General features: G+C 72.4%; 11 protein-coding genes and 1 pseudogene. 7 read left to right on the top strand and 5 right to left on the bottom strand.

What is annotated here, in order from left to right; translation table 11 throughout:
• Window positions 1–11 precede the first annotated feature (11 nt).
• The gene (locus ACWD68_RS20200; protein ID WP_451807780.1) at window positions 12–464 is read right to left on the bottom strand and encodes an ATP-binding protein; all 453 of its coding nucleotides are present in this window, start codon (window positions 462–464) and stop codon (window positions 12–14) included.
• A gap of 215 nt (window positions 465–679) precedes the next feature.
• On the opposite strand from ACWD68_RS20200, the gene ACWD68_RS20195 reads away from it, so the two are divergent.
• Window positions 680–3694, top strand: a complete 3015-nt coding sequence (locus tag ACWD68_RS20195; protein WP_451807779.1) for an alpha-mannosidase — start codon at window positions 680–682, stop codon at window positions 3692–3694.
• Between the two features lie 66 nt (window positions 3695–3760).
• On the opposite strand, the gene ACWD68_RS20190 is transcribed toward ACWD68_RS20195, so the two are convergent.
• Entirely contained in the window at window positions 3761–4255 is a 495-nt protein-coding gene (locus ACWD68_RS20190) for a hypothetical protein (RefSeq protein ID WP_451807778.1), read from the bottom strand.
• Window positions 4256–4462: 207 nt separating this feature from the next.
• Between ACWD68_RS20190 and ACWD68_RS20185 the strand changes: the two are divergent.
• The 3 genes and pseudogenes from ACWD68_RS20185 to ACWD68_RS20175 all read left to right on the top strand — a co-directional run.
• Window positions 4463–4651: pseudogene (locus tag ACWD68_RS20185) on the top strand (helix-turn-helix domain-containing protein); the annotation flags it as partial.
• A gap of 68 nt (window positions 4652–4719) precedes the next feature.
• Window positions 4720–4893: a hypothetical protein gene (locus tag ACWD68_RS20180; protein ID WP_451807789.1), complete on the top strand. Its 174-nt coding sequence runs from the start codon at window positions 4720–4722 to the stop codon at window positions 4891–4893.
• A gap of 196 nt (window positions 4894–5089) precedes the next feature.
• Window positions 5090–5977 (top strand): hypothetical protein, encoded by an 888-nt coding sequence (locus ACWD68_RS20175; RefSeq protein ID WP_451807788.1) that lies wholly within the window; start codon window positions 5090–5092, stop codon window positions 5975–5977.
• Window positions 5978–6020: 43 nt separating this feature from the next.
• Here ACWD68_RS20175 and ACWD68_RS20170 read toward each other — a convergent pair whose 3' ends face one another.
• Both ACWD68_RS20170 and ACWD68_RS20165 read right to left on the bottom strand, forming a co-directional pair.
• A complete protein-coding gene (locus ACWD68_RS20170; protein ID WP_451807777.1) occupies window positions 6021–7763 on the bottom strand; it encodes a pyruvate dehydrogenase in 1743 nt (580 codons plus the stop codon).
• A 101-nt stretch (window positions 7764–7864) separates the two neighbouring features.
• Window positions 7865–9718: a protein phosphatase 2C domain-containing protein gene (locus ACWD68_RS20165; protein WP_451807776.1), complete on the bottom strand. Its 1854-nt coding sequence runs from the start codon at window positions 9716–9718 to the stop codon at window positions 7865–7867.
• Between the two features lie 559 nt (window positions 9719–10277).
• On the opposite strand from ACWD68_RS20165, the gene ACWD68_RS20160 reads away from it, so the two are divergent.
• Window positions 10278–11258: a helix-turn-helix transcriptional regulator gene (locus ACWD68_RS20160; RefSeq protein ID WP_451807775.1), complete on the top strand. Its 981-nt coding sequence runs from the start codon at window positions 10278–10280 to the stop codon at window positions 11256–11258.
• A gap of 36 nt (window positions 11259–11294) precedes the next feature.
• Window positions 11295–11777: a DUF456 domain-containing protein gene (locus tag ACWD68_RS20155; RefSeq protein ID WP_451807774.1), complete on the top strand. Its 483-nt coding sequence runs from the start codon at window positions 11295–11297 to the stop codon at window positions 11775–11777.
• A 73-nt stretch (window positions 11778–11850) separates the two neighbouring features.
• Here ACWD68_RS20155 and ACWD68_RS20150 read toward each other — a convergent pair whose 3' ends face one another.
• Window positions 11851–12054, bottom strand: a complete 204-nt coding sequence (locus ACWD68_RS20150) for a hypothetical protein (protein ID WP_451807773.1) — start codon at window positions 12052–12054, stop codon at window positions 11851–11853.
• 172 nt (window positions 12055–12226) lie between these two features.
• On the opposite strand from ACWD68_RS20150, the gene ACWD68_RS20145 reads away from it, so the two are divergent.
• Window positions 12227–12595, top strand: a complete 369-nt coding sequence (locus ACWD68_RS20145; protein ID WP_451807772.1) for a PPOX class F420-dependent oxidoreductase — start codon at window positions 12227–12229, stop codon at window positions 12593–12595.
• Window positions 12596–12671 lie beyond the last annotated feature (76 nt).

Below are 12671 nucleotides of genomic sequence, written 5' to 3'. Positions count from 1 at the left end.
GCGCGGTGTTCCTACACCGCGCCGCCGTTCAGTTCGAACCACACCGCCTTGCCCACACCGTGTGCCCGTACGCCCCACGCGTCCGCCAGGGACTGGACGAGAACGAGACCTCTGCCGTGCGTACCGTCGTCGGCGTTCGGTACGCACAGTCGGGGCCTGCGTGCCACGAAGTCCCGGACCTCCACGCGCAGTCCGCGCGGTCCGACGGTCGCCGTCAGGACGGCGTCGTCGTCGGTGTGGATCAGAGCGTTGGTGACGAGCTCGCTGGTCAGCAGCTCGGCTATCTCGGACCCTTCCGGCTTCCCCCACTGCCGTAAGAGCTCCCTCAGCGCCTTGCGCGCCTCGGACACCGCCCGTAGATCCGCCTTCCTCAGCCGGCGCCGGAGCTGTGCGCCGTCCGGCTGTTCCGTCGCCCCGTCGGACGCTTCCTCCACTGGATCGGTGGAGAAGGCCCCCCTGGCCATGGGACCACCTCCTGGTGCCTGCCTCTTCATGACCCCCGCCTGCGTGCCGATGTCGGGTCCCCTCCTGCTCGAACACGTTCACGGGATCCATGCCCCATCGGGAACGTGACAGTCATGTCGAATCGTCAACCACCCCCCGTACGGTCACGGGTGCGCGACGGCCGCGCGGGGAAGTGAACGGTGGGACAGTGCCGCCCGAGCACCGAGGAGCCGCCGTGCACGACGACCGTTCGCTGGTGGAGGCGCGCCTGGAGCGCGCGCTGGGGCAGTGCCTGCGCCCGGCTCAGTACGCGGAACGGGTGCCGCTGGCGCTGTCCGTGTGGCATGTGCCCGGCGAGCCGGTGCCCGTCGACCAGGCGCTCCAGGCCTCCTACGAGCCGTTCACGGCCGGCACGGTCTGGGGAAAGCCCTGGTCGACGAGTTGGTTCCGCATCGAGGGCCGAGTGCCCGAGGAGTGGTCGGGCCGCCCGGTGGAGGTGGTGATCGACCCCGGGTTCACGGGGGACGGACCCGGTTTCCAGGCGGAGGGGCTGCTGTACGACGCCGCCGGCATCCCCCTCAAGGGCATCCACCCGCGCAACCGCCACCTCACCGTCGGGTCACCGGCGAGGGGAGGCGAGGCGGTGCATCTGCTGCTGGAGGCGGCGGCCAACCCCGCCGTCCTGCACGGCTTCGAGCCCACGCGTCTGGGAGACGTACTGACCGCGGGCGATCGGCCGATCTACCGATTCGCGGCTGCCGATCTCGCCGTACTCGACGAGGACGTGTGGCATCTGGTCCTCGACGTCGAGGTGCTCTCGGAGCTGATGTACGAGCTGGACCCGCAGCGGCCTCGGCGGCACGAGATCCTGCGCGCGCTGGAGAACATGCTCGACGCCCTCGATCTGCACGATGTCTCCGGCACGGCGGCGGCGGCACGGGCCGAGCTGGCGGAGGTCCTGTCGCGGCCCGCGTCGGCGAGCGCGCACCGTGTCTCGGGGACCGGGCACGCGCACATCGACTCGGCGTGGCTGTGGCCGCTGCGCGAGACGGTCCGCAAGGCGTCCCGGACCTTCGCCAACGTCACGGCGCTGGCCCTCGACTACCCGGAACTGGTCTTCGCCTGCTCGCAGGCCCAGCAGTACGCCTGGGTCGAGGAGCACCAGCCGCACATCTGGGAGCGCATCAAGAAGGCCGTGGAGGACGGCAATTGGGCGCCGGTGGGTTCGATGTGGGTGGAGTCCGACGCCAACATGCCGGGCGGTGAGGCGCTGGCCCGACAGATCGTGCACGGGAAGCGGTTCTTCCAGGAGAAGCTGGGCGTCGAGACCGAGGAGATCTGGCTGCCGGACTCCTTCGGCTACACGGCCGCCTTCCCTCAGCTGGCGAAGCTCGCCGGAGTCCGCTGGTTCCTCACCCAGAAGCTGAGCTGGAACCAGTCCAACAAGATGCCGCACCACACCTTCTGGTGGGAGGGCATCGACGGCACCCGGGTCTTCACCCACTTCCCGCCCGTCGACACCTACAACTCCCAGTTCCACGGCCGCGAACTCGCCCACGCGGAACGCAACTTCGCGGAGAAGGGGCGGGCCACCCGCTCACTCGTCCCGTTCGGCTGGGGTGACGGCGGAGGCGGCCCGACCCGCGAAATGCTGGAGCGGGCAAGGCGGTTGCGGTCCCTGGAGGGCTCGCCGCGCGTCGAGGTCGAGAGGCCGTCGGCGTTCTTCGCCGCCGCCGAGGAGGAGTACGGCGTCCACGCACCGGTGTGGTCGGGCGAGCTGTATCTGGAGCTGCACCGGGCCACCTACACCACGCAGGCCAAGACCAAGCAGGGCAACCGGCGCTCGGAACACGCGCTGCGCGAAGCCGAGTTGTGGTGCGCCACCGCCGCTGTGCGCGATCCGTCGTACGCCTATCCCCATGACGCCCTCGACCGGCTCTGGAAGACGGTGCTGCTGCACCAGTTCCACGACATCCTGCCCGGCTCGTCGATCGCATGGGTGCACCGGGAGGCACGGGAGACGTACGCGCGGGTGCTCGCGGAACTGGAGGAGATCACCGGGGAGGCGGTGCGGGCTCTCGGGTCCGGCTCGCCCGCGGTGCTGAACGCCTCGCCGTACGAGCGGACCGAAGTGGTCGGGGACGGGCTGGTGACGGTGCCGGGGCTGGGCGGCGCCGTCGTCGTACGGACCGGCGGCGGCCCAGGTGTGCGGACCGAACAGGCCGACGGTGTCATCGTGTTGGAGAACGACCGGCTCCGGGTGCGGATCGACCGCGATGGGCTGCTCACCTCCGTACGGGATCTCGCGCACGGCCGGGAAGTGCTGTGCGGTCCCGGCAATCTGCTCCAGCTCCACCCCGACCATCCCAACGCCTGGGACGCCTGGGACATCGACCGCCACTACCGGCGTACGCACACGGACCTGACGGCCGCGGAGTCGGTGGAACTGGTGGAGAACGGGCCCCTGCGGGCGACCGTGCGTGTCACCCGGGTCTTCGGCTCCTCCCGGATCGCCCAGGAGATCCGGCTGACGGCCGCGAGCCGCCGGCTGGACATCGCGACCGACATCGACTGGCAGGAGTCGGAGAAGGTCCTCAAGGCCGCCTTCCCACTCGACGTCCAGGCCGAACGGTCCGCCGCCGAGATCCAGTTCGGGCACGTCCACCGTCCCACCCACGCCAACACCGACTGGGACGCGGCCCGTTTCGAGATCTGCGCCCACCGCTGGCTGCGGGTCGCGGAGGCGTCGTACGGCGTCGCGGTGCTCAACGACTCGACGTACGGCCATGACGTGACCCGTACCCCGCATCCCGAGGGCCTCGGCACCACCGTACGGCTGACCCTGCTGCGCGCCCCGCACAGCCCGGACCCGGAGACCGATCTGGGCACGCACCGGTTCACGTACGCGCTGCTGCCGGGGGCGGACGTGGGGGACGCCGTGGCGGAGGGGCTCGCGCTCAATCTGCCGCTGCGCCGGGCCGCGGTGCCGGCGCTCGAACCGCTGGTGAGCGTCGACGACCCGGCCGTCACCGTCGAGTCGGTCAAGCTCGCGGAGGACCGCAGCGGCGATGTGGTGGTGCGGCTGTACGAGTCCCGGGGCGGGCGGGCCCGCGCGAAGGTCACCGCGAGCTTCCCCGTCGCCCGGGCCGAGGTGACCGATCTGCTGGAACGGCCGCTGCGCGAAGCCCCGTCGGAGATCGAGCTGCGGCCGTTCCAGATCCTCACCCTGCGGCTGCGGCCGGCCCGCTAGGACGGCCGGGGTCCCGGGGCCGGGCTCACGGTTCGCGTGCCCGGCCCCCGGTCACTGAGAACGGGGTCAGTTGCCGTCGATGCGGATGATCTTGTGGTTGCGGTCCAGGCCGACGACGAGCTTGGTGGTCTGCCCACCGCCCCAGGTCAGGGTGACACCGACCTTCGTGTGGCCGGCCGCGCCGGCGTCCTTGACCGTCCACTTCACCGGGACGTTCTGGGCACGCAGGACGCCGTCCGCGTGGTTGCGGTTCTCCCAGGCCGTCAACTCACGCAGTGTGCCGGCCTGGACGTAGAACTTCCGGAGTTCGGTGGCGAGCCTGCCGCCGTGGTCCGGGTCGCTCCGGGCGTCGATGTAGGCGCCGTAGAAGTCGGCGATCCGGGTCACGTTGTCCGAGTGCTTGCCGCTGACAGTCCGCTGCGCGGCTGCCCCTGTGGCCGTCCCTGCCGTGGTCGCCTCTGCCGAGGCGGTGAGCCCGAGCGGCAGGGCCACGGCGGCGACGAGGCCGGCGATCAGGGCGGTACGGCGGCCGTGCTTGCGGGCGGTCGTGTTGCTGTTCATCAGTGTGCTTCCCCGATTTCGATGGGTCCGGAAGTGTGTCGCCATGTGCGGGTGGCCCTCTCGGCCACTGTGGGGCGTGGGGGGTGCGGCTCCGGCGACACCAAGAGCATCTGCGGCGCCTCGAGCCGGGCACAACAGACGACAGCCGATCCGCAACGGTGGAACCGTCCCAGGCCTTCCCGCCTCCCCTTATAGGGAGTGCCTGGGATGCCGTCCTGGGACGCGAAGCAGGGGGAAACGGTGTCATCTCAGGACGACGTGGAGGAGTTCGCGGCGCTGCTGCGGCGTCTGAAGGCGCGCACGGACCGCAGCTACGGCGCGCTCGCGCGCCGGCTGAACATGAACACCTCGACGTTGCACCGGTATTGCGCCGGGGATGCCGTGCCCCTCGACTTCGCTCCTGTGGAGCGGTTCGCCGCGATGTGCGGGGCGAGTCCGGCCGAACGGGTCGAGCTGCACCGGCGGTGGATCCTGGCGGTGGCGGCACGACAGCGGTCCCGGACGTCCCCTGGAGCCGCCTCCGCACCGACACCTCCGGCCACACCCGCGCCTACGCCGGTGTCGGCCACGGCGCCTTCGCCGAGGTCGGCGGCTGCGTCGACCTCGGCGTCCGAGCCGGCTTCGGCGTCCGCTTCTGAGCCGGCTTCGGCGTCCGTCGAGCCATCGGGCACATCCTCCGAGTCCGATCCCGGGACGCCTCGGCCCGTGGCGCGGGCGCTTCCCGCGCCACCGTCGCCCGGCGCCTCGCCGGGGACCACCGGTGTGGCCGGGGCGGCAGCCGATGTAGTACCGGGAGTCTCCGCGCCGCGAACGCCCTGGTACAGGCGCCGCGTCGTGGTCATCGCGGCTGTCGTGACCGCGCTGCTCGCCACCCTGGGCAGCCTGTCCGCGCTGCCGTCCGGCCGGTCCGGGACCACCGGCGGCGACCGGGCGTCCGGCACACCGACCGGGAGGACGGCGGGCGCGCGGCACGGCTCCCCGACACCGTCGGCATCCCCCTCCATCGCGCCGGGGCGGTCGTCCGGCTCGCCCGCTCCCAAGGCACCCGCCACGGGCGACGGCTCGCCAGGTCCGTCCACGAGCCCCTCCCCCACGGCCGGTTCCGCCGTCGCCCCCCTCACCTGGACCGCGAACTCCCATCGCTGGTCGGTCGGTTGCGATCACACCTACGTCATCGACAAGGCGCCCGAGCAGGTGCCGCCGCCCCCGGCCCCGCAGGACGCCTCCCCGTGGGCGCGGACGCAGAACGCGGTGCACGGCCGCGAGACGCTCGTGGACATCACCGTGCAGGGGCGGTCGGACGCGGCCGTCGTCCTGGAGGCACTGCGGGTCCGCGTCGTCGGACGCTCGGCCCCGCTGAAGGGCATCGCCTACTCCACGGGCCAGGGCTGCGGCGGTGCCATCGGCCCCCGCTCGTTCGCCGTCGATCTGGACATGGACCGGCCCATCGCCCGCCCGGTCCCGGGCGACGACAGCGGAACGAGCACTCCGCCGGTCAGCATGCCCTACCGGGTGTCCGTGAAGGATCCCGAGGTACTCATGATCAACGCCGGAACCGTCGCCTGCGACTGCCGCTGGTATCTGGAGCTCGACTGGTCCTCGCAGGGCCGCACCGGCACGGAGCGGATCGACGACCACGGCATCCCGTTCCGCACCAGCAGCATCAAGGGCCTGCCGCACTACTGGTACGCCGACCGCGGCTGGACCCGGCTCCAGGACTGACGGAGCGAGGTCCGGGAGGCAGTCGGCGGAAGCCTGAAAGGCCCTACGGACGGGGCATGTTGCGCAGGTTGGAGCGGGCCATCTGCACCATCCGCCCGACGCCGCCGTCCAGCACGATCTTCGATGCCGAGAGCGCGAAGCCCGTCACCATGTCCGCGCTGATCTTCGGCGGGATGGAGAGCGCGTTCGGGTCGGTGACGACGTCGACGAGGGCCGGGCCCTTGTGGCTGAAGGCGTCCTTGAGGGCGCCGGCGAGCTGCTTGGGCTTCTCGACCCGGACGCCGTACGCGCCGCACGCACGGGCCACCGCCGCGAAGTCCGGGTTCTTGTTGGTGGTGCCGTAGGAGGGCAGCCCGGCGACGAGCATCTCCAGTTCGACCATGCTGAGGGACGAGTTGTTGAAGAGGACGACCTTCACCGGCAGGTCGTGCTGCACGAGGGTGAGGAAGTCCCCCATCAGCATGGAGAATCCGCCGTCGCCGGACATCGACACGACCTGCCGCCTCCGGTCGGTGAACTGGGCGCCGATCGCCATCGGCAGCGCGTTCGCCATCGACCCGTGCGAGAACGAACCGATCACACGGCGGCTGCCGTTGGGCGTGATGTAGCGGGCCGCCCAGACATTGCACATCCCGGTGTCGACCGTGAACACCGCGTCCTCGTCGGCCAGTTCGTCGAGCACGGAGGCGACGTACTCGGGATGGATCGGAACGTGCTTCTCGACCTTGCGGGTGTACGCCTTGACGACCCCCTCGAGGGCGTCCGCGTGTTTCTTCAGCATTTTGTCGAGAAAGCGCCTGTTCCCCTTGGGCCGCACGCGCGGGATCAGACAGCGCAGGGTCTCCAACACATCGCCCCACACCGCCAGGTCCAGCTTCGACCTGCGCCCCAGGTGCTCGGGCCGCACGTCGACCTGGACGATCTTGACGTCGTCCGGGAGGAAGGCGTTGTACGGGAAGTCGGTGCCCAGCAGGATGAGCAGATCACACTCGTGGGTCGCCTCGTACGCCGCGCCGTAGCCGAGAAGCCCGCTCATGCCGACGTCGAACGGGTTGTCGTACTGGATCCACTCCTTGCCGCGCAACGCGTGCCCGACCGGGGACTTGATCTTCTCGGCGAACTGCATGACCTCGGCGTGCGCGCCCGCCGTGCCGCTGCCGCAGAACAGGGTGACCTTCTCCGCCTCGTCGATCATCGCGACGAGCTTGTCGATCTCGGTGTCGCCGGGCCGGACGCTGGGCCGGGAGGTGACGAGGGCGGTCTCGATCGCCTTGTCCGGGGCGGGCTCGGCGGCGATGTCGCCGGGCAGCGAGACCACGCTGACGCCGGACTGGCCCACCGCGTGCTGAATGGCGGTCTGGAGCAGCCGCGGCATCTGCTTCGGGCTGGAGATGAGTTCGCTGTAGTGGCTGCACTCGCGGAAGAGCTGGTCGGGATGGGTCTCCTGGAAGTACCCGAGGCCGATCTCACTGGAGGGGATCTGCGAGGCGAGGGCCAGCACCGGGGCCATGGAGCGGTGCGCGTCGTACAGGCCGTTGATCAGGTGGAGGTTGCCCGGACCGCAGGAGCCGGCACAGGCCGCGAGCTTCCCGGTGATCTGGGCCTCGGCCCCCGCGGCGAAGGCGGCGGTCTCCTCGTGGCGGACGTGGATCCAGTCGATGGCCGCGTTGCGCCGGATCGCGTCCACGACCGGGTTGAGGCTGTCGCCCACGACTCCGTACAGCCGCTTGACGCCCGCGCGGACGAGGATGTCGACGAACTGCTCGGCGACGTTCTGCTTGGCCATGCTGCACGCACCTCTTCGTGATCCTCGAAGCACACGGGTGTCTCGGGTCCCCCTGGTTCCCTGGTCCATCCCTCGCTTCCATGAATTCACACGGTGCGCGGTTACGCCTCCCAGACGGCGGCGGCGGTCCGGTCGTCGGCGTACCCCTTGACCCGCACCAGGCTGTCCGCCAGGAACGCGGCGAGGCCGGGCGGCTCCCCCGCCGACCACCGTGTCGTCAGGTACTCGGCCAGCTCGGGCTCGCCGCGCAGCGGCTCCGCCAGGCCGCCCGTGCACAGCAGGAGCGTGTCACCCGGGCGGGCGACGGAGGCCCGGAACCGGAAGGGGGCGCGCGGCGGCCTGGGGGCGGGTTCGTACGGGCTCGGGGGCGTCGTGATGCTCAGGTCCATGGTGAGCCGGTCGCCCTCGGGGGTCTCGTGGGGCAGCGATCCGAAGCCGACCACGGCCTCCCCGGTGGTGTCGGCGACCCGCGGTTCGATGTCCTGCCACTCGCCGTCCCGCAGCCGGAACAGGCCGCCCGGGCCGACACCGAAGAACACCCGGGTACGGCACTCCGGGTCGGCGGGCAGCAGCAGGCAGCGCAGGCCGGCGGTGTACTCCTCGGGTTCGACGCCCTGCTCCGCCGCGCTCGCCCGCAGTTTGCCGAGACTGCGGTCGGTGAGCCGGTGCAGCCCCGACTTCAGGTCGCCGCGCCGGGCGGCCCGGATGTCGTCGGACAGCCGCGCGTGGCTGCGCCCGACGGCCCGCGCGATCCACTGACACGCCTCCGCCGCGGCCCGGTGCGCGCCCGGCGTGGCCCGGGCGCCGGTCGCCATCGCGACCAGCACGAGCGCCTGCTCTCCCGCCCCGAACCGGGCGGTGAGCAGCGAGTCCCTGCGCGGTTCGCCCCGGTAGCGCGCGGAGTCCCCGCGCACGGACACGGCCCGCAGGGTGCTCGTCCCGTACCGTGCGCCGTCCAGCACGGTGTCGGCGACCAGGTCGTCGAGTTCGTCAGGGTCGGCGGGCGGGAGCGCGGTCGGTTCGGCGTCGTAGGTGGGCGGGCCGGAGCCGACGTGGTCGACGGCGGGCGGCTGCTCGACGACGGAGAGGGCGGTCTCCCGGGGCTCGCCGGGCGACAGGTCCTCGGGGTCCGCCTCGGGAGGCGGGGGCCGGAAGCCGCCGGTGGTCCTGGGCAGCGCGGGTGCGGGGGGCGCGCCCGGGGCGACGGCGGGAGCCGACACGGGTTTCGGCGGCACGTCCGACGGCGCCCTCGACGCGGGCACCTGGGGGGCGGACGGCCCCGGCGACATGCCGCTCAGGGTGTCCCGGGGCGCGTCCGGGCCGGGCTCCTGCGCGGTGAACCCCGGCGGTTTCGGGCCGGGCGGGAAGGGCGTGGGGGCGGCCGGGTCGGGGGCGCGGTCAGGGGGCGCGGGCTCCCAGGGGGCGGGCTGCCGGGTGGGCCCGCTCCGGCCGGCCGGGTCCAGGTCGGGACCGGGAGGCGGCACCGGGCCACGCTCCCATCGGCCGGGTCGTGACGCCGCCTCGTCGCGCGGGGTCGCGCCGGGCCAGGGCACCGGGTCAGCGGTGCCGCCGGGCCGTCCCGATACGGCGGGAGGCTGCCTCGGCAGGAGCGGCGGCTGCTTCCCCGCCCCGGGGGAGGACGGCTCCGGCACGGCGGGAGGCCGCTCCGGGTGCGGCGGACCGTCGGGCCCGGCCGCGTCGGGCGGCCGGACGGATCCACGCCCCGACGATGGACCCGGGCTCGACGCGGACCTCGGATCCGAGGCCGGCTTCGGATCCGACCCGGATTCCGGACCCCCCTCGGGCCCGCCGCCCACCGTCCCCGCCGCCGACGCGAACCGGTCGTCCAGGGAATCGGCCACGGGCGCGGGCCCCGTGTCCTCGGTGGAGGCGTCGTACAACTGGCCCCACCAGTCGTCCTCGTGACCGGTGGGCTTCTCCCCCTGCTGGCTCATGCCCGTAATTGTCCACCGCGACGGCCGGTTGAAAACGGTGCATCCGGAAAAACCGGCCAAGGTGCGGGGAATACGCACAGGAAACGTGTGCACACATGACCGCCGGGCGGTCCCACCCCCCACGGGAGAACCGCCCGGCGGCGTATGGATGACCGGGGCCCGGCGCACGTCGTAGGCCCGGGTCACTGTCCGGACGACCGAATTGCCGGTGCCGTCGGTCAGTTCGGCCCTGAGGGCGACCTGCTCGCCGCCTGCCCCGGTGGCCGCCGTCATGGCCGTACGCGAGATCCCTCTCCCAAAGTCCCATTCCCCAAGGTCGGTCCGTCCGTGTCCGCGAGCCGGTGCGGCCGCGGTCCGCGCAAGGCGGTACGGACCGCGTTCGCGCAGGCCAGGCCCAAGCAGGGCATTACGGACGGTGGTTGGTGCTGCGGTGGCGTGAGCTTGTCAGAGAGGCGGGGGATGCGGCGATGATGTGCCGAGGCGGGTTTGCGCCGTGGCCGCTTTCCGCCACGGCGATGCCGACCGGTCGGAACGCATCCTTGGGAGGGGACATCGCCGCATGCTGGGAGCGATAGGTCTGGACGAGACCCATGAGTCGGCGTACCGGGCGCTGGTGTCCGTGGGCGCCGCCGACGTGCCCGATCTCGCGCGTCGGCTCGCGCTCGGCGAGTACGACACGGAGCGCGCGCTGCGCCGGCTGGAGCGGCACGGTCTGGCCGCCCAGTCCTCGGCGCGGCCCGGCCGCTGGGTGGCCGCGCCGCCGGGAGTCGCCCTCGGGGCGCTGCTCACCCAGCAGCGCCACGAGCTGGAGAAGGCGGAGCTGGCGGCCGCGCTGCTCGCCGAGGAGTACCGGACCGGGGCCGCCGAGCCGGCCGTCCACGACCTGGTCGAGGTGGTGATCGGCGCGGCGGCGGTCTCCCAGCGCTTCCTCCAGCTCCAGCTGGGCGCGACCGAGGAGGTGTGCGCGCTGGTCACCGGGAACCCGGTGGTGGTCTCCGGCCCGGACAACGACGCCGAGGCGCAGGCCGCGGACCGGGGTGTCGCCTACCGCGTGGTCGTCGAGCGGTCCGTCCTCGACCTGCCCGGCGGCATCACCGAGCTGTCCGCCGCGCTCGGCCGCGACGAGCAGGTGCGGATCGTGGACGAGGTGCCGACCAAGCTGGTGATCGCCGACCGGGCGCTCGCGATGGTGCCGCTCACCTCGCACACCGCGGAGCCGGCCGCGCTGGTCGTGCACGCGAGCGGACTCCTCGAACTGCTGTCGGGGCTGTTCCAGTCGGTGTGGCGGGACGCCCTGCCGCTGCGGCTGGGCAGCCGGGGCGTCCTGGAGCAGGAGCCGGACGGCCCGGACGGCGCCGACCTGGAGATCCTCTCCCTCCTCCTCGCGGGGCTGACCGACGCGAGCGTCGCCAAACAGCTCGACCTGGGTCTCAGGACGGTGCAGCGCCGGGTCAAGCGGCTGATGGAGCTGACGGGCGTGACGACCCGGCTGCAGCTGGGCTGGCACGCGTACGAGCGCGGCTGGGTGGCGCGGGACTGACCTGCGGTTTCCCGTCCGCTCCGGCACCCTGGGCAGATGGGAGCGTGGGAACTCCTGCTGGTCGGCGTGGTGATTCTGCTCGGCCTGGCCGGAGTACTGGTGCCCGGACTGCCGGGGTCGTGGCTCGTCTGGGCCGCGGTCCTGTGGTGGGCGCTGAGCGAACCGCAGGCCCTCTCCTGGGCCGTCCTCGTCGGTGCGACCGCGGTCCTGCTGCTCGCCCAGGCCATCCGCTGGATGCTGCCGCCGCGACGGCTGCGCGAGAGCGGCGCCACCACCCGCATGGCGGTGTACGCCGGTGCCGGGGCGGTCCTCGGCTTCTTCCTGGTGCCGGTGGTCGGCGCCGTGCCCGGTTTCGTCGGCGGGATCTACCTCGGCGAGCGGCTGCGCCTCGGCGGGCACGGAGAGGCGAAGGCGTCGGTGCGGACCGCGATGCGCGCCGGCGGCTGGAGTGTACTGACGGAACTCTTCGCCTGCCTGTTGATCATGGGCGCTTGGCTGGGCGCGGTCATCTGGGGCTGATCCGGCGCGGGAGGTGCGAGAGCGCCAGGGCCCCGGCCGTCGAGCAGGAGGCGGTTCCCTGCGATCCCCGCGTTCAGGATGCCGGCCCTGCGGTCCACGGAAGGGCGCGCAGCCGGTCCGCGAGCCGGTCGGCCCGGCGGCGGTCGGCCCGGCGACGGTCGGCCCGGCGACGGTCGGCCCGGCGGCGGTCGGCCCGGCGGCGGTCGGCCCGGCGACGGTCGGCGCTGAACGAGGAGCCGGTGCCGTCGGTGACGGAGTCGCCGAGCGTGGTGACCACGCGCACGAGCCCGCGACGGCCCGGGGACTCTCCCGGCGAGTCATGGGGCCATCGCTTCCGCGAGCGTGGACTCCCGCAACCACCGTCACACCAACGGGCGCGCGCTACTCCTCCCAGGGTCCTAGGTCCAGAACCCGATGCATAGCGGGCGGGGGCGTGTTTGGGTGCTGTCATGACCGAATTCAGCGAGGCCGAGCGCGCGTATCTGAGCTCGCAGCGACTGGGGCGGCTGGCCACCGTCGACCCCCTCGGGCAGCCCCAGGCCAACCCCGTCGGCTTCTTCCCGCAGGAGGACGGGACGATCCTGATCGGCGGCTACGCGATGGGGACCACGAAGAAGTGGCGCAACCTCCAGAAGAACCCGAAGGTCGCCCTGGTCGTCGACGACATCGTCAGCCTCAAGCCGTGGAAGGTCAGAGGCATCGACATCCGCGGGGAGGCGGAACTGCTCACCGGCGCACACGACTTGGGGCCGCACTTCAGTGAGGAACTGATCCGTGTCCACCCGAGGAGAATCCACAGTTGGGGCCTCGACGTCTGAGCGGCCCCACGGATCGGACGAGTTGGCGGGCCGATCACCCGATACGAGCCGGGAGCCGGACCGTTGAAGATCGCGT

The sequence above is a fragment of the Streptomyces sp. NPDC005141 genome (assembly GCF_053599975.1).
The sequence above is the reverse complement of the archived record's forward strand: the minus strand, read 5'-3'. Positions and strand labels throughout refer to the sequence as shown.

Coding starts and splice junctions, on each gene's coding strand:
- ACWD68_RS20145 (WP_451807772.1), top strand. CDS start 12,227: ATGACCGAATTCAGCGAGGCCGAGCGCGCGTATCTGAGCTCGCAGCGA.
- ACWD68_RS20170 (WP_451807777.1), bottom strand. CDS start 7,763: ATGGCCAAGCAGAACGTCGCCGAGCAGTTCGTCGACATCCTCGTCCGC.
- ACWD68_RS20200 (WP_451807780.1), bottom strand. CDS start 464: ATGGCCAGGGGGGCCTTCTCCACCGATCCAGTGGAGGAAGCGTCCGAC.
- ACWD68_RS20190 (WP_451807778.1), bottom strand. CDS start 4,255: ATGAACAGCAACACGACCGCCCGCAAGCACGGCCGCCGTACCGCCCTG.
- ACWD68_RS20155 (WP_451807774.1), top strand. CDS start 11,295: ATGGGAGCGTGGGAACTCCTGCTGGTCGGCGTGGTGATTCTGCTCGGC.
- ACWD68_RS20160 (WP_451807775.1), top strand. CDS start 10,278: ATGCTGGGAGCGATAGGTCTGGACGAGACCCATGAGTCGGCGTACCGG.
- ACWD68_RS20165 (WP_451807776.1), bottom strand. CDS start 9,718: ATGAGCCAGCAGGGGGAGAAGCCCACCGGTCACGAGGACGACTGGTGG.